At 64.7% G+C, this 15,273-nt stretch carries 17 protein-coding genes; 8 read left to right on the top strand and 9 right to left on the bottom strand.

Annotation, left to right across the window (positions count from 1 at the left end):
* Window positions 1-106: 106 nt before the first annotated feature.
* Window positions 107-1,303: a serine hydrolase domain-containing protein gene (locus tag IVB26_RS20900; protein ID WP_247967213.1), complete on the bottom strand. Its 1,197-nt coding sequence runs from the start codon at window positions 1,301-1,303 to the stop codon at window positions 107-109.
* 181 nt (window positions 1,304-1,484) lie between these two features.
* Between IVB26_RS20900 and IVB26_RS20895 the strand changes: the two genes are divergently transcribed.
* Window positions 1,485-2,474: a helix-turn-helix domain-containing protein gene (locus IVB26_RS20895; protein WP_247967212.1), complete on the top strand. Its 990-nt coding sequence runs from the start codon at window positions 1,485-1,487 to the stop codon at window positions 2,472-2,474.
* A 6-nt stretch (window positions 2,475-2,480) separates the two neighbouring features.
* On the opposite strand, the gene IVB26_RS20890 is transcribed toward IVB26_RS20895, so the two are convergent.
* The 4 genes from IVB26_RS20890 to IVB26_RS20875 form a co-directional block, all read right to left on the bottom strand.
* Window positions 2,481-3,146, bottom strand: a complete 666-nt coding sequence (locus tag IVB26_RS20890; RefSeq protein WP_247967211.1) for a methionine ABC transporter permease — start codon at window positions 3,144-3,146, stop codon at window positions 2,481-2,483.
* A complete protein-coding gene (locus IVB26_RS20885; RefSeq protein WP_247967210.1) occupies window positions 3,136-4,188 on the bottom strand; it encodes a methionine ABC transporter ATP-binding protein in 1,053 nt (350 codons plus the stop codon). Before IVB26_RS20885 ends, IVB26_RS20890 begins: the two co-directional genes overlap by 11 nt.
* A gap of 340 nt (window positions 4,189-4,528) precedes the next feature.
* Window positions 4,529-6,001 carry a DASS family sodium-coupled anion symporter gene (locus IVB26_RS20880; protein ID WP_247967209.1) on the bottom strand — a complete coding sequence of 491 codons (1,473 nt, stop codon included), beginning with the start codon at window positions 5,999-6,001 and terminating at the stop codon, window positions 4,529-4,531.
* Window positions 6,002-6,113: 112 nt separating this feature from the next.
* The gene (locus IVB26_RS20875) at window positions 6,114-6,920 is read right to left on the bottom strand and encodes an enoyl-CoA hydratase/isomerase family protein (protein WP_247967208.1); all 807 of its coding nucleotides are present in this window, start codon (window positions 6,918-6,920) and stop codon (window positions 6,114-6,116) included.
* Window positions 6,921-7,041: 121 nt separating this feature from the next.
* Here IVB26_RS20875 and nthA point away from each other — a divergent pair, with 121 nt between their 5' ends.
* The 3 genes from nthA to IVB26_RS20860 are packed head-to-tail and all read left to right on the top strand — an operon-like array spanning window position 7,042 to window position 8,704.
* Window positions 7,042-7,671: a nitrile hydratase subunit alpha gene (gene nthA, locus IVB26_RS20870; protein WP_247967207.1), complete on the top strand. Its 630-nt coding sequence runs from the start codon at window positions 7,042-7,044 to the stop codon at window positions 7,669-7,671.
* On the top strand, window positions 7,668-8,327 hold the full coding sequence (gene nthB, locus IVB26_RS20865) for a nitrile hydratase subunit beta (protein WP_247967206.1): 660 nt from the start codon (window positions 7,668-7,670) through the stop codon (window positions 8,325-8,327). Before nthA ends, nthB begins: the two co-directional genes overlap by 4 nt.
* Window positions 8,327-8,704 (top strand): nitrile hydratase accessory protein, encoded by a 378-nt coding sequence (locus IVB26_RS20860; RefSeq protein ID WP_247967205.1) that lies wholly within the window; start codon window positions 8,327-8,329, stop codon window positions 8,702-8,704. The genes nthB and IVB26_RS20860 overlap by 1 nt, the downstream gene beginning before the upstream one ends.
* Window positions 8,705-8,959: 255 nt before the next feature.
* Here IVB26_RS20860 and queC read toward each other — a convergent pair whose 3' ends face one another.
* Complete coding sequence (gene queC, locus IVB26_RS20855; protein WP_247967204.1) at window positions 8,960-9,673, bottom strand: 7-cyano-7-deazaguanine synthase QueC; 714 nt, start codon at window positions 9,671-9,673, stop codon at window positions 8,960-8,962.
* Window positions 9,674-9,799: 126 nt separating this feature from the next.
* Here queC and IVB26_RS20850 point away from each other — a divergent pair, with 126 nt between their 5' ends.
* The 4 genes from IVB26_RS20850 to IVB26_RS20835 all read left to right on the top strand — a co-directional run bounded on the left by IVB26_RS20850 (window position 9,800) and on the right by IVB26_RS20835 (window position 11,833).
* Window positions 9,800-9,961, top strand: a complete 162-nt coding sequence (locus IVB26_RS20850) for a hypothetical protein (RefSeq protein ID WP_247973400.1) — start codon at window positions 9,800-9,802, stop codon at window positions 9,959-9,961.
* 67 nt (window positions 9,962-10,028) lie between these two features.
* Window positions 10,029-10,487, top strand: a complete 459-nt coding sequence (locus tag IVB26_RS20845) for a hypothetical protein (protein WP_247967203.1) — start codon at window positions 10,029-10,031, stop codon at window positions 10,485-10,487.
* A 54-nt stretch (window positions 10,488-10,541) separates the two neighbouring features.
* Window positions 10,542-11,360 (top strand): nucleoside triphosphate pyrophosphohydrolase, encoded by an 819-nt coding sequence (gene mazG / locus IVB26_RS20840; protein ID WP_247967202.1) that lies wholly within the window; start codon window positions 10,542-10,544, stop codon window positions 11,358-11,360.
* A 14-nt stretch (window positions 11,361-11,374) separates the two neighbouring features.
* Window positions 11,375-11,833: a GNAT family N-acetyltransferase gene (locus IVB26_RS20835; protein WP_247967201.1), complete on the top strand. Its 459-nt coding sequence runs from the start codon at window positions 11,375-11,377 to the stop codon at window positions 11,831-11,833.
* Between the two features lie 105 nt (window positions 11,834-11,938).
* Here the strand turns inward: IVB26_RS20835 and hflX are convergent, their stop codons facing one another.
* From hflX to ntrX, 3 genes are all read right to left on the bottom strand, one after another.
* Complete coding sequence (hflX, locus tag IVB26_RS20830) at window positions 11,939-13,321, bottom strand: GTPase HflX (RefSeq protein ID WP_247967200.1); 1,383 nt, start codon at window positions 13,319-13,321, stop codon at window positions 11,939-11,941.
* An 11-nt stretch (window positions 13,322-13,332) separates the two neighbouring features.
* On the bottom strand, window positions 13,333-13,581 hold the full coding sequence (gene hfq, locus IVB26_RS20825; protein ID WP_007591126.1) for an RNA chaperone Hfq: 249 nt from the start codon (window positions 13,579-13,581) through the stop codon (window positions 13,333-13,335).
* A 310-nt stretch (window positions 13,582-13,891) separates the two neighbouring features.
* Window positions 13,892-15,262, bottom strand: a complete 1,371-nt coding sequence (ntrX, locus tag IVB26_RS20820; protein WP_247967199.1) for a nitrogen assimilation response regulator NtrX — start codon at window positions 15,260-15,262, stop codon at window positions 13,892-13,894.
* Between the last annotated feature and the right edge of the window lie 11 nt (window positions 15,263-15,273).

The following is a 15,273-nucleotide window of genomic DNA, read 5'->3' as shown; positions in this document are numbered from 1 at the left end:
CTCGCCTCATTGGGAATCTCTCTGCGGAGACTCCCTCTCCCCACCCCTCTCCCGCAAGCGGGAGAGGGAGCGCAGCGAGTGCGCCGTCGCCAGCCGAACTCATCGCTCAAGCATGAGCGGGATGCGCGGTGATGGCGCGGAAGGCGGCGAACCAGCGCAGGTCGATCGGTACGTCCATCGCCTTCGGCTGCGTCGCGAGCTTGACGATGACGGTGTCCGAGTCCAGGTCGACATAGAGCAACTGGCCATGGATGCCGATCGCCGTGAGCGCGTTGCGCGACGGATCGATCGTGAACCATTTGCTGCGGTAGCGCGCGCCCGGGAAGAATTCGGCGAGATCGCCATCAGCCCAAGCCTTGGGATCGCCGTTTTCACGGATGTCGTCGATCCACCAGCCGGGCACCACCTGTTGTCCCTGGACGACGCCACGGCAACGGATCATCTCACCAAAGCGGATGAGATCGCGCGCGGTGACGGAGAGACCGCCGGCAATGCGGCCCATGCCGTGGCTATCGAGTGTCAGGGAGCCGTCTTCCTCTGCGCCCATCGGCTGCCAGAGATATTCGGACAGAATATGCTGGTATGGCATACCGCAGGCACGCTCATAGACCCAGCCGAGCACTTCGGTGTTGGGCGAGACGTAATGGAACACTTTGCCGTGCGGTTTCCCTGTCCCGCGTAGCGTGGTGAGATAGGCGCGCTGGTGACCGGCCTCGACGCCCGGCGGCGGCATGTCCCAGCCCGAGGAAAAGCGATAGCGCGCGACGTCGCCGGCGGGGTCCTCGTAATCCTCCTCGAACTTGATGGCGACGGCCATGTCGAGGAGATTGCGGACGGTGCAGCCGCCGTAGACCGAGGTCTCGAGTTCCGGCACGTAGCGCACCACCCTCGCCTCGGGATCGACCAGGCCACGTGCCGCCAGCACGCCGCCCAAGGTGCCGGCGATCGCCTTGCTGATGGAGCAGATCAGATGCGGCGTGGCCGCACTCATGCCGTCGCCATACCATTCGTGGATCAGCGTGCCCCGGTGCATCACGAGCAGCGTGTCCGCGAAGGTTTCGCGCAAGGTTGCCTCGACCGTGGTGGGCGTGCCGTCGGGCGCCGTGAAGCCGAGCTTTGCCAGCTCACGCGGCGAGCAGGTGATGGGGCTGGGATTCGCCGAGCGCTGAACCTCGGCCGTCGGCAGGACTTCGCGGGTATGGGTGAAGCCCCAGCGGATCGCGGGATAGCTGCGCCAGTTGGCGCGCGTCACCAGGGCCTCGGGCGCCGGCGGGCTGCCACGCATGATCTCGGTCGGCCGCATCTTGATCCTCCGCGAAGCGCCACCAGCGGCGATGCTGGGACGGCGAGCGAGCAAGACTGCACCCCGGGCGCCACCCGGCGTTATCGAGATCCAGCAATATTTTGCTGGACACGGGCGATGGCCATGCCCAGTCTTGGCGAAGTTCTTGCTAATTTTGCCTGGCAAATTTCGACGTGCTGTCATGGCCTTAAGCGCAACTTCTCCGATTCAAGACTCGGCTGCCAGCCTGTTCCAGGCCAGCAGCACGGACGTTGACGAGCACTGCGCCGCGCTCGGCCGCTGGCGCCTGAGCTACGACCAGATCAGCGCCGGCGCATTCAAGGGCAGTTTCACCCAGCTCGCCCTGCCCCGGCTCGACGTGTTTCGCGAAATCACCAGCCAGCAGGTCCGCCAATACGGCCAGTTGGGTGCCGGTAGCTTTGGCATCGGCCTGCCTTGGCACGGTGACGGCGAGGTCAATTGCGACGGAGCGAACGCGACGGGCGCGCAGGTGATCGCCTGCATCGATGCCGAGGTCGATATGTGCACGCCGAGGGCATTCGAGCTGCGCGGCGTCGTCGCCAGCGCGGCGCTGATCGAGCAGCTTGCCGCCAGCCTCGACATCGCGCTGCCGCGCCGCGCCTGGCATCGGTTGCAGGTGATCGAGATGGCGGAGGCGCCGGTCGCCCGGCTACGCGCGCATCTCACCGCAATTCACGAGACCATCACGACCGCACCCGGGCAGTTTGACGATCCCTCGGCACGGCAGGCGCTGGAGGATGCTCTCCTCCTGGAGATCATGGACATGCTGCCGACGGCACGGCCGAGCGATCCCGGCCGCAGCGCCGCGGCGCGCAGGCGGACCGTCGATCGCGCCCGCGAGCTGATGCACGGCAGTGGCGATCGGTCGCTGTCGTTGTTGGAGGTCTGCACGGCGGTCGGCGCCAGCCCGCGCAAGCTCGGCTATTGCTTCCAGGAGGTCTTGGGCACGAGTCCGATGCACTATTGGCGCGCGATGCGGCTGAACCGGGTTCGGCGCGACCTGAAACGCGCCGGCGGCGCCGGGACATCCGTCTACGACGTCGCCGTGCAGCACGGCTTCTGGCACTTCAGCCAGTTCTCGCTCGACTATAAGCGCCACTTCTCCGAGCTGCCCTCGGAGACGATGCGGCGGGCGAGGCGTGCCGCGTGATCCGGCTCAGTGATGCCGCAGCCGGCGATTGACCCGGCGCGCCAGATAATCGCCGGCGCTCTGAACGAGCTGCACCAGCGCGATCAGCACGACGACAACGGCCAGCATCATCTCCGGCATGAAGCGCTGATAGCCGTAGCGGATGCCGAGGTCACCCAAGCCCCCGCCGCCGACCGCGCCGACCATCGCGGAATAGCCGAGCAGACTGACCACTGCGAGCGTCAGCGCCAGCAACAGGCCCGGCAGCGCTTCGGGGATCAGCACCTTGAACACGATCTGAAGCGGCGAGGCGCCGAATGAGGACGCGGTCTCGATCAGGCCGCCATCGACCTCACGGATGGCGGCTTCGACCAGACGCGCGATGAACGGCGCCGACGCAATCGTCAGTGGCACGATCGCTGCACTCGATCCGATCGAGGTGCCGGCAATGAGGCGCGTGAACGGGATGATGGCGACGACCAGGATGATGAACGGCGTCGACCGCGTCGCATTGACGACGATGCCGAGCACGCGATTGACGATGGGAGCCGCAAACAGCTCGCCCTTGCGGCTGGTGGCGAGGAAGACGCCGAGCGGCAGGCCGAAGACAGTGCCGAGCAGTGCCGCGATGCCGACCATGTACAGGCTCTCGAAGGTCGCCTGGATGATCAGGTTGATGAGTTCAGGCGACATAGCCGAGACGCTCCGCCGGGAATTGATGTTGAGACAAAAAGGCCAGCGTCCGCGTCACGGCGTCCTCGCCGCTGGACATATCGAAGGGAATGCCGAGAACGAGCGAGCCCACATGCTGGCCGCCGATCTCGTCGATGCGGGCCGACAGCAGCGCCACGTCGAGGCCGAGCTCGCGGGCGAGCCGCGCGATCAGGGTGTCGCCCGCCCCTGCCCCGCGCACCTGGAGACGAATCACGGCCTGTCCGCCGGCCGACGGCGCCGCCACGATCCGGCTCGCCAGCGAGACGGGCAAGCTATCGCCGATGACCTCGGCCAGGAAGGATTGCGTGATCGGATGCTTCGGGTGCGTGAAGATGTCGGCGACATGGCCGCTTTCGACCACATGGCCGGCATCGAGCACCACGACTTCCTTGGCGAGCTGGCGCACCACGGACATTTCGTGGGTGATCAGCACGATGGTCACCCCGAGCTCGCGGTTGATGTTCGCCAGCAGATCGAGGATCGCGCGCGTGGTCTGCGGATCGAGTGCGGAGGTCGCCTCGTCCGACAGCAGCACGCTCGGCCGCGTCGCCAGCGCACGGGCGATGCCGACGCGCTGCTTCTGGCCGCCGGAGAGTTCTGACGGATAGCGGTCATGCTTGTCGGCGATGCCGACGAGCGCGAGCAGATCCGTGACGCGGGCCTTGATATCGGCCTTGGCCCAGCCGGCAATCTCGAGCGGCAGCGCGATGTTGTCGGCCGCGGTGCGCGACGACAGCAGGTTGAAATGTTGGAAGATCATGCCGATCGAGCGCTGCGCCAGGCGCAGCTCGCGGCCCGCCAGTGCCGAGATATCGCGGCCGTCCACGATCACGCGTCCCGTGGTCGGCTTCTCCAGCCCGTTGATGAGCCGCACCAGGCTCGACTTGCCGGCGCCGGAGCGACCAATCACACCGGTGATGGAACCGCGCGGGATGGCGAAGTCGATGTCTTGCAGCGCGTTGACGCCCGGCTTGCCCCGGTAAGCCGGATAGGTCTTCGAGATGCCGGCGAAACGGACCATCGCGTCCGGGTCAGCTGCGGCAGGAGCAATCGCTTCAGGCGGCGCTATCAGCTGTCCGACGGCGAGCGATTGATGAGCGCGTTCATGGAGATGGCCTTCATGCATAATAGTTCTTTCGCCCACCCGAAAAGGCAAATGAGAGCCGGGTCGTATCAGCGACTGGGGGGTGGAACAGCAGCAAACGCCTCAAAGGGGCGCGCGCTGCACCGCAGCACACACCATCGCCTTTTCCAGTCTTTCTTGCAATGTCAGATATTTGCGAGGAGATGGACGAAGATTCCCCAATCCCTCCCCGGAGAAGAAAATTTCTTCACCCGGGGGTCTCAGCCTCCCGCCGGGCTCATCCCATCTGCAGCCAGGGCAGCACGATCAGCAGCAGCCCGGCGAAATAGAGCAGCCCGAAGATCAGGCCAAAACCCCAGAACTGGCCCTTTCCGATAAAGCCGCTGCCGAAATACATCGGCGCGGGTCCGGTCGCGTAAGGCGAGATCACGCCCATCAGGCCGAGCGAGTACATGCAGAGCATGGCCAGCGTCGTGACCGGCAGACCGGGGATGCCCGATCCGACCGCGAGCACGACGGGCAGCACGGCGGCGGCATGCGAGGTGATGCTCGAGAAGAAATAGTGGATCCAGAAGAACAGCGCGACCAGCAGCAGCATCGCGGTCGACGGCGATAGCCCGGCGAGCGGCTTTGCGTATTCGGTCGCGAACCATTTGATGAAGCCGATCTCGTTGAGGCCGGAGGCCAGCGTCAGCAGCGAGGTGAAATAGAAAAACACCTCCCAGGCGCTCTTCTCGCTGACGATGTCGGCAAACTCGATCACGCCGGTCGCCAGCATCAGCGAGATCACGATGAACACGACGGTGGTGGCATTGACGAAGTTCGAGCCGAGGACGGGCACATGAATGTCCGGGCTCGAGCCCGCGATCCACAGGAACATCGCGAGCACGATCAGGGCGAGCATGATCCACTCATTGCGCGACATCGGGCCCATCTCGGCGAGTTCCTTCGCCGCCCATTCGGTGATCTCTGGGCTGCGTTTCACCTCGGGGCGGCACACCGCGTAGCTGAGCAGCGGCACGAGCACCATCAGGAGTATGCCGAGCGGCGCGAAGCCGAGAAACCACTGGCCCCAGCTGACCTCGACCCCGACCGTCTTCTTGGCGATCGCCAGCGCCGCCGCGTTGGGCGCAAGGGCCGTGAAGAACAGCGAGCTGGTGACGGCGGTCGCGGCAAACGCCGTCCACATCACATAGGTGCCGATCCTGCCGGCGGTCGGCCCCGGCTCGGAGCCATAGATGCGCGGAATGTTGCTGATGATGGGATAGACGATGCCGCCGCTGCGGGCGGTGTTCGACGGCGTCGCCGGCGCGAGCAGGAAGTCCGACATCGCCACCGCATAGCCAAGGCCGAGCGTGTTGCGGCCGAGCCGCTGCACCAGCACCAGGGCAATGCGCCGGCCGAGCTGGCTCTTGCGATAGCCGATCGAGAACACGAAGGCGCCGACGATCAACCAGACCGTGCTCTCGGCAAAGCCTGCCAGCATCCAGCGCAGCGACTTGGTCGGATCGGGATCGATATAGCCAGCGACGCCTGCGACCGTCAGGCCGATGAATCCGACCGCGCCAACCGGCATCGATTCCAGGATGAGCCCGGTGATGACGGCCGCGAACACCGCGAAATAGTGCCACTGATTGACGTTGAGCCCTGAGGGCACCGGCCACAGATAGATGGCCAGCCACACGACGAGCGGTGCGACCAGCTTCCAGCGAAACCCTTTTGCTTCAGGCGCCTGTGAACCAGTGGCCATGAGCCCTCCCCTCGATTGCCGTCACATCGTGCGCCCGTTGTCCGGGCTGCTTTTGTCCCTGCGCGGCGTATACGGATTGTCCGCGATGCGATCAATGGTCCGACGTCGGTTTCTACCGCCCCTTGAAGCGCGGCTTGCGGCGGGCCAGGAACGCATCGACGCCCTCCTTGTGATCCTCGCTGAAGCCAGCGAGCGCGAACTGGTCGACGTCCATGTGACTGGCGAGATCGTCAAGCGCATGTGCGAGCCGGTTGACGGTGAGTTTCGTCATCGTCACCGAGAGCGGCGGCTGCACGGCGACCTTCCGGGCGAGATCCATGGCGGCATCGAACGCATGGCCGGGATCGACGACGTGCTCCACCAGACCCCATTCATGGGCTTCCTCCGCAGAGATGCGCTGATCGGCCAGGATCACCGCCTGCTTGGTGCGGGCGGGCCCGATCAGATGCAGCATGCGCGGGATGCTCTGCCAGCTCATGTTCATGCCGAGCCCGATCTCGGGCACGCGCAGATGGGCGTTGCTCCCCATGACACGGAAGTCGAGCGCAACGGCCAGCGCCACACCGCCGCCGACGCAAAAGCCCTCGATCGCCGCAATCGTGATCTGCTCCATCTCCTGCCAGGCGTGGGTCAGACGTGGCCCGAGCTTGAGGTGGCGCCGCAGCGTGCCGAGATCCATGTCCTTGCGTGCGCGTCCCTCGGCATCCTTCAGGTCGAAGCCGGCGCTGAATGCGCTCGCGCTGCCGGTCAGCACGACGACGGAGGTCGCAGCATCATCCTCGAAGCTGCGCGCCGCAGCGGTGAGCTGGCGCAGCGCCTCCGGCGACAGCGCATTGATGCCGTCGCCGCGGTCGAAACGCACCACCGCGATCCGTCCCTCGGGCCCGAGGCCCTTTTCGATCTTCACGTAGTCCGTCACCAACGTCTCCCGATCTGCCGTGCGGCGATGCTAGCCTACATCCGGCCTCACGAATATGGGACCCGGTTGCGCCGCAACGCATACTCGACAGGCAGGGCCCATTGCCCCTATCTTCCCGACCATGAGCCACGATCACGACCATCACCACGATCACGATCATTCCGAATTGTCGGAGACCGAGCTGCGCGTGCGCGCGCTCGAGACGATCCTGACCGAAAAAGGCTATGTCGAGCCCGCCGCGCTCGATGCCATCATCCAGGCCTATGAGACCAAGATCGGCCCGCACAACGGTGCCCGCGTCGTCGCCAAGGCGTGGACCGATCCGGCCTTCAAGCAGGCTCTGCTGGAGGATGGCTCCAAAGCGATCGGCACGCTCGGCCATGTCAGCCGGGTGGGCGACCATCTCGTCGTGGTCGAGAACACGCCTGAGCGCCACAACATGGTCGTGTGCACGCTGTGCTCCTGCTACCCCTGGGAAATGCTCGGACTGCCGCCGGTCTGGTACAAGGCTGCGCCCTACCGGTCCCGTGCCGTGAAGGACCCGCGCGGCGTGCTCGCCGATTTCGACGTCGCCCTGCCCAAGGACATGGAGATCCGGGTATGGGACTCGACGGCAGAGACGCGCTTCCTGGTGCTGCCGATGCGCCCCGAAGGCACCGAAGGCTGGAGCGAGGAGCAGCTCGCCGAACTCGTCACCCGCGACTCCATGATCGGGACCGGCTTTCCCAGGACACCCGGAGCGCCCTCGTGAACGGCGTGCACGACATGGGCGGCATGGACGGGTTCGGCAAGGTCGAGCCCGAGCCGAACGAACCGATGTTCCACGAGGAATGGGAAGCCCGCGTGCTGGCGATGGTGCGCGCGATGGGCGCGGCTGGCGCCTTCAACATCGACACCTCGCGCTTCTATCGCGAGACGCTACCGCCGCATGTCTACCTGTCGAGCTCCTATTACAAGAAATGGTTCCTCGGGCTCGAGGAGATGCTGATCGAGAAGGGCTACCTCACGCGGGACGAGGTCGCCGCCGGCCATGCGATGCAGCCCGCAAAGACGCTCAAGCACGGCAAGTTCGATCTCGCGAACGTTGAGCGCATCATGGTGCGCGGCAAGTTCGCCCGCCCGGCCCCGGCTCCCGCCAAGTTCAACATTGGCGACCGCGTGCGTGCCAGGAACATCCACCCAACCACGCACACCCGCCTGCCGCGCTATGTGCGCGGCCATGTCGGTGTCGTCGAGCTCAACCACGGCTGCCACGTGTTTCCCGACACGGCGGCGATGGAGCTCGGCGAGAGCCCGCAATGGCTCTACACCGTCGTGTTTGAGGGTCGTGATCTCTGGGGCGAGGATGGCGATCCCACGCTGAAGGTCTCAATTGACGCCTTCGAGCCCTATCTGGATTCGGCCTGATGAGCGGTAGCGCCGCTGCCGCCGCGACAGCGGCGATCCCGAGCATTCCGCGCGACGACGACGGCCCGGTGTTCCGCGCGCCCTGGGAGGCGCATGCCTTCGCAATGGCGTTGACGCTGCACGAGCGCGGCGTGTTCACCTGGCCGGAATGGGCAGCCAGCCTCGCCTCCGAGATCAAGCGCGCGCAGGCTGCGGGTGATCCTGATACGGGCGAGACCTATTACCTGCACTGGCTCGCCACACTCGAAGGATTGGTCGCACGCAAGGGCGTTGCGTCGATGGACACGCTGCATCGTTATCGCGAGGCCTGGGACCACGCCGCGGACCGCACGCCGCATGGCAAGCCGATTGAGCTGCGGCCTGAGGATTTTAGGTAAGCTCCGCTCGCGCCACAATCTCGTCATTGCGAGCGCAGCGAAGCAATCCAGAATCCCTCCGCGGCGGCAGTCCTGGATTGCTTCGTCGCAAGGGCTCCTCGCAATGACGCGTTGATGGAGCGTGAGCTCTCTCCTCCGTCGTCGCCCGGCTTGACCGGGCGACCCAGTACGCCGCGGCCTCGGCCCGAGCGAGGTCTCTGGGATACTGGCTTCCCCGCCTTCGCGGGGAATGACAGCGGAGGTTGGAGCGCCCCATCAGCGCCCCGCCACGAACTCCCGCCATCCCTTCGCCCGCAGGCTGCACGCCGGACATTCGCCGCAGCCATAGCCCCAATCGTGCTGCGCGCCGCGCGTCCCGAGATAGCAGGTGTGGGAGTGCTCGCGGATGAGATCGACCAGCCCCTCGCCGCCGAGATCCTGCGCGAGTTGCCACGTAGCGGCCTTGTCGATCCACATCAAGGGCGTATGCAGCTCGAAGGATCTGGCCATGCCGAGCGAGAGCGCAGCCTGCATGGCGCGGATGGTGTCGTCGCGGCAATCGGGATAACCGGAATAGTCGGTCTCGCACATGCCGCCGACGATATGCGTGATGCCGCGCCGGTAGGCCAGCGCCGCCGCAAACGTCAGGAACACCAGATTGCGGCCGGGCACGAAGGTGTTGGGCAGGCCGTCGGCGCCCATCGCGATCGCGACGTCGCGCGTCAGCGCGGTCTCGGACACCGCCGCCAGCGTCGGGATCGACAGCGTGTGGCTCTCGCCGAGCTTTGCGGCCCAGTCTGCGCGAAGACCCTTGATGCCATCGAACAGCCGATCGCGGCAATCGAGCTCGATGGCGTGGCGCTGGCCGTAGTCGAACCCCAGCGTCTCCACCCGGGCAAAGCGGCTCAGCGCCCAGGCGAGGCAGGTGGTGGAATCCTGGCCGCCGGAGAACAGCACCAAGGCGGTTTCGGAGGAAAATGCGTCACTCATGGCCCCGCGCTTTAGCACTGTGGAACCCATCAGCCAATCGGTGGAAATCGACCCGTTGCGGACGCCTACGCTGGGAACGGCGGCCCGCTTTTGGCATAAGGCTGGGACCCAGGAGAGCGCCCCGCAATGACCCCTTCCCGCGACATATCCCGCCTGATCGAAATCATGGCGGCGTTGCGCACGCCGGTGACCGGCTGCCCCTGGGACAACCGATGTACACAAAAGTTTCAGCCAAAGAAAAAGCCGCCCGGAGGCAGCTATGACTTGGACAATCAACTGGTCAATTAGGGCGTGTACGTATTAGGACCGAGATGTCGGCTTTCGGATGCGAAGGCAAACCTAGCGTGGAGGCGGCTTGTTCCCTGATCCCACTCTTAGATGGCGGCCATACGAGTCGATTATCGACGGCATCGAACGCCCACCCTATGTTTTCGACCAAGGACTTTGGCGCGGCGTGCTCTACCTAATTGTCGTCGCACCAAATCCCAGTCGTCGCGCTTATGGCATCGAATTGTCCTGCGAGATTTATGCGGGCTTTGATGAGATGATTTACTCGGTAGCCAATCATGGTGACAGCGCAGGAATGTACGATGGGGGTGTTTACATTAAGGAAGCCAAAAGCTCCGCGCTGCTGAGCGCATATGCCGCTACCGATCCAGTCGGCCGGAAGCCACGACATTTCTCCTTCGTCGGTAGCGATTACTGCTATGAGGTGCTTGGCTTCTCGGAGCCGATGATCCGACCGTTCGACAACCCGGAAGAGGCTTATGCATGGGGGCCTTCGAGACAGGGTTCACCGTCGGATTTCCATTAGCTGTCTTTCCCGAAGCGCATGGCACCGGTGTTTGGTTGTATGGAATTTCATGACATGAAGGCTTCCCGCGATATTTCCCGCCTGATCGAGATCATGGCGGCGCTGCGCACGCCGGAGACCGGCTGTCCCTGGGACCTCGAACAGGATTTTGCGACGATCGCGCCCTATACGATCGAGGAGGCCTACGAGGTGGTCGAGGCCATCAGCCGCGGCGATCTCGACGATCTCCGTGAGGAGCTCGGCGACCTCCTGCTCCAGGTGGTGTTCCACGCCCAGATGGCTTCGGAGCAGAACGCCTTTGCTTTCGGCGATGTCGTCGAGGCCATCACGCGAAAAATGATCCGCCGCCATCCCCATGTCTTCGCCGACAAGGACGGCAATCTCGCCTCCTCTCACGTCAAGGAAGTCTGGGACCGCATCAAGGCCGAGGAGAAGGCCGAACGCGCCGCGCGCCGGCCGCCGGAAGAGACGCCGACGCACAAATCGTTGCTCGCGGGGGTGAAGGCCGGCCAGCCCGCGCTGACGCGCGCCTTGGAGCTGCAGCGCAAGGCTTCCACCGTCGGCTTCGACTGGAACGACCCACGCGCGGTGCTGGCAAAGATCCGCGAGGAAGCCGACGAGATCGAGGCCGCGCTCGACCGCAACGACAAGCAGGAGATCGCCGAAGAGACCGGCGATCTGATGTTCGCCCTCGTCAACCTCGCCCGTCATGTCGACGCCGATCCGGAAGCAGCCCTTCGCGCGACGAACGCGAAATTCGAGCGGCGCTTTGCCTATATCGAGCGGGCGCTGGAGGCACAGGGCCGGACGCTCGAACAGGCGTCGCTGGCGGAGATGGACGCGCTGTGGAATGCGGCGAAGACGGCTACGTGATGCAAGGGCGCGCCATGGAAATCAGGCAGGACGATCCGAAGGCGCCGCACGTCGCCGATCTGCTGACCCATCATCTGGAAGAGCTCCGCAGTGTCATGGGCGAGCACGCGCAAGCGCTGGATGCGAGCGGTCTGTCGGCTCCGAACGTGACGTTCTGGACCGTCTGGCACGGCGATATGCTGGTTGGTTTCGGTGCCCTGAAGCAGCTGGATAAGACACTCGGCGAAGTGAAGTCGATGCGCGCCGCGCCGGCCGCGCGTGGGACCGGGGTCGGTCGCGCGATCCTGCTCCACATCATCGGCGAAGCTCGCAAGCGAGGCTATGCGCGTCTCAGCCTGGAGACCGGCACGGCGCCGCTGCACGTTCCCGCCGTCGCACTCTACCGCAGCGTCGGCTTCGTCCCCTGCGAGCCGTTCGCCGACTACCAGGCGAGCCCGCACAACCAGTTCATGAGCCTCGACCTCGTCAATTGATCTGGTGCGTAGCCCGGATGGAGCGCAGCGCAATCCGGGGGCCAGCCGTCGAGACGCGAGATTCCCGGATTACGCTTCGCTCCATCCGGGCTACCAAGCTCCGGGCTACGCGGACAGACGAGGCACCGCGTCGAACCTGTTCACCACGATATCCCGCTTGGTCTCGTCCACCCGCACGGTCATGTCGAAGCGGCCGTCGTGCAGCTCCTTGGCCAACACCTCGGCATTGCGATGCAGCCAGGAGATGCCGGCGCCGTCGGCGGCGTCGATGGAGAGATCGAGCGTAGTGCGTTTGGCGGCGAGACGCTCCTCGATCGCCGCGAGCAATGCATCGACCCCCTCGCCCGACACGGCCGAGACCAGCATCGCCGGATGATCCTCGGGCCTGCGCGCGGCGATGTTCAAGAGCTCTTCGCGCTGCTCGGAATCGTAGCGGTCGATCTTGTTCCAGACCTCGATGATGCGGCCTGAGTCATCGGGGTTGATGCCGAGCTGGCGCAGCACGGCGTCGACGTCGCTCTGCTGCGCTTCGGCGTCCTCGTGCGAGATGTCGCGGACATGGAGAATGACGTCGGCCTCCAGCACCTCCTCCAACGTGGCGCGGAAGGCGGCGACGAGCTGGGTCGGCAGGTTGGAGATGAAACCGACCGTGTCCGACAGCATCGCCTTGCCGCCATGCGGCAGGCTCAGCGCACGCAACGTCGGATCGAGCGTGGCGAACAGCATGTCGGCCGCCTGCACGTCGGCACGCGTCAGGCGGTTGAACAGCGTCGACTTGCCGGCATTGGTGTAGCCGACCAGCGCGACGACGCGATACGGCACGCGCTGCCGGCCCGCACGATGCAGCCGACGCGTCGCCTGCACCTTCTTCAGCTCGCCCTCGAGCTTGGAGATGCGCTCCTGGATCAGGCGGCGGTCGGCCTCGATCTGCGTCTCGCCGGGACCGCCCATGAATCCGAAACCGCCGCGCTGGCGTTCGAGATGGGTCCATGAGCGCACGAGGCGCGAGCGCTGGTAGTTGAGATGCGCAAGCTCGACCTGGAGTGAGCCTTCCCGCGTCTTGGCGCGGCGGCCGAAGATTTCCAGGATCAGTCCGGTGCGGTCGAGCACCTTGGCGTGCAATTCCTTCTCGAGATTGCGCTGCTGGATCGGCGCCAGCGCGCAATCCATCACCACGAGCTCGACGTCGAGGGTCTTGATCAGCGCGGCGATCTCCTCGACCTTGCCCTTGCCGATATACGTCGCGGGCCTGATCTGGTTGATCGGCGCGATGATGGCGTCGGCAATGACGAGGTCGATCGCGCGCGCGAGGCCCGCGGCTTCATCAAGCCGGGCCTCGGCGTCACGCAAGACATGAGTTTCCGATTGCGCGTCGGCACTGCCTGCGCGCCCTCGCAAGTAGGGACCGATGACAAGCACCCGCCCCGTCTGCTTAGCCCCAGCCGACCGCGGACGGTCGGCATCCCCGTCGAAATTCCGGGGTTCCAATCAGATCACTCTCAAGCCGGCTGATCCTCGCCGCCTTCGAACAACTGAATCGGTGCGCCCGGCATGATGGTCGAGATCGCGTGCTTGTAGACAAGCTGCGAATGACCGTCGCGCCGAAGCAGCAAACAGAAATTGTCGAACCAGGTCACGATGCCCTGGAGCTTCACTCCGTTGACCAGAAAGATCGTCAGTGGCGTCTTGGTTTTGCGAACGTGATTAAGGAAGGTGTCCTGCAGGTTTTGTGCGCGGTCTGCCGCCATTTTTTTTCTCGCTTTGAGTTTCTTTTTATTGCGCCGGTTGCGGCCCTCTTTGTGATGTTCGAGGCCTCTCCCGGTTGCCGTTCCTCATGAGATCCCCCTCGGAAGGAACAGCTGTGCAATTAGAGGACAGGTGGACCTATTAGGCAAGCCGCTTCACGCGGCAAGGCGCGCCGTATTGCCCCGAAAAACTACGGAATTCGATGACTTTTCTTACCCATCCCGAGGTGTAACCGCAGCCCAGCGGCGCTAGATTCCTGTTTTGACGCGTTTTCTTTACGCGAACCGGGAATCCACTTCGCGCGAAAACGCTCTAACCGACACCGAGCGCCTTCAGCTTCCGATGCAGCGCCGAACGTTCCATGCCAACGAACTCGGCCGTTCGAGAAATATTTCCTGAAAAACGGCTGATCTGTGCAATCAAATAGTCGCGCTCGAAGACTTCGCGCGCCTCTCGCAGCGGCAGGCCCATGATGTGCTCGCCGTTGTTGCTGGTCGGCATCGCCGGCACCATGGAGCCGACGTCCTGCGGCAGCATGTCGGCCGTGATGATGACCTCCGGGCCACCCGCAGCCAGAATCATGACTCTCTCAACGTTGTTGCGGAGCTGGCGCACATTGCCCGGCCAGACATGCGATTGCAGTACCGCCATCGCATCCTGCCCGATCTGCCGCTTGGGCAGGCCGCTGCCGGCCGAAATCTGCTCCATGAAGTAGTCGATCAATTCCGGGATGTCCTCGCGCCGTTCCGACAGCGCGGGCACGCGGATCGGCACCACCGAGAGCCGATGATAGAGATCCTCGCGGAAATGGCCGGCCGCGATCTCCTCTTCGAGATTGCGCGCGGTCGATGAGATGATGCGGACGTCGACCTGCACCTTGGAGGTACCGCCGACGCGCTGGAACGACTGCTCGACCAGCACGCGCAAGATCTTGTTCTGGGTCTCGCGCGGCATGTCCGCGATCTCGTCGATGAACAGCGTGCCGCCATGGGCTTCCTCGAGCGCACCGGGCTTGCGCGCGTGTTCGCCGTTGGACTGTTCGACGCCGAACAGCTCGTGCTCCATCCGCTCGGGCGTGATCGCGGCGGCGTTGATGACGACGAAGGGACCGTCGGCACGGCCGGAGGCCGTGTGCAGCGTGCGTGCGGTCAATTCCTTGCCGGCGCCGGCGGGGCCGACGATCAGGATGCGGCTGTTGGCTTTGGCCGCACGCTCGATGGTCTGGCGCAGCTGGTTCATGCTGGGCGAACGGCCGACAAGCTGGCTGGCGCTCGGCGCCAGCTGCTTCAGCTCCTTGACCTCGCGCTTGAGCCGCGAGTTCTCCAGCGCTCTGGTCGCGACCAGGATCAGGCGATCGGCCTTGAACGGCTTCTCGATGAAGTCGTAGGCGCCGCGCTTGATCGCCGCGACGGCGGTCTCGATGTTGCCGTGGCCGGAGATCATCACCACCGGGAGGTCGGCATTGTCCTTCTTGACCTGCTCCAGCAGCTGCAGGCCGTCAAGTTTGGAGCCCTGCAGCCAGATGTCGAGGAACACCAGGTGCGGCCTGCGGTTGGCGATCTCGGCAAGTGCCGTATCGCTGTCGCGTGCGGTTCGGGTGACGAAGCCCTCGTCCTCGAGAATGCCCGCAACGAGATCGCGAATATCGGCCTCATCATCGACAATCAGAATTTCACTAGCCATGGGTTCGCGCC

Source organism: Bradyrhizobium sp. 195 (assembly GCF_023101665.1).
In the GTDB taxonomy this organism is placed as follows: Bacteria; Pseudomonadota; Alphaproteobacteria; order Rhizobiales; family Xanthobacteraceae; genus Bradyrhizobium.
Note: the sequence above shows the minus strand (reverse complement) of the source record. Positions and strands in the feature narration are given on the sequence as shown.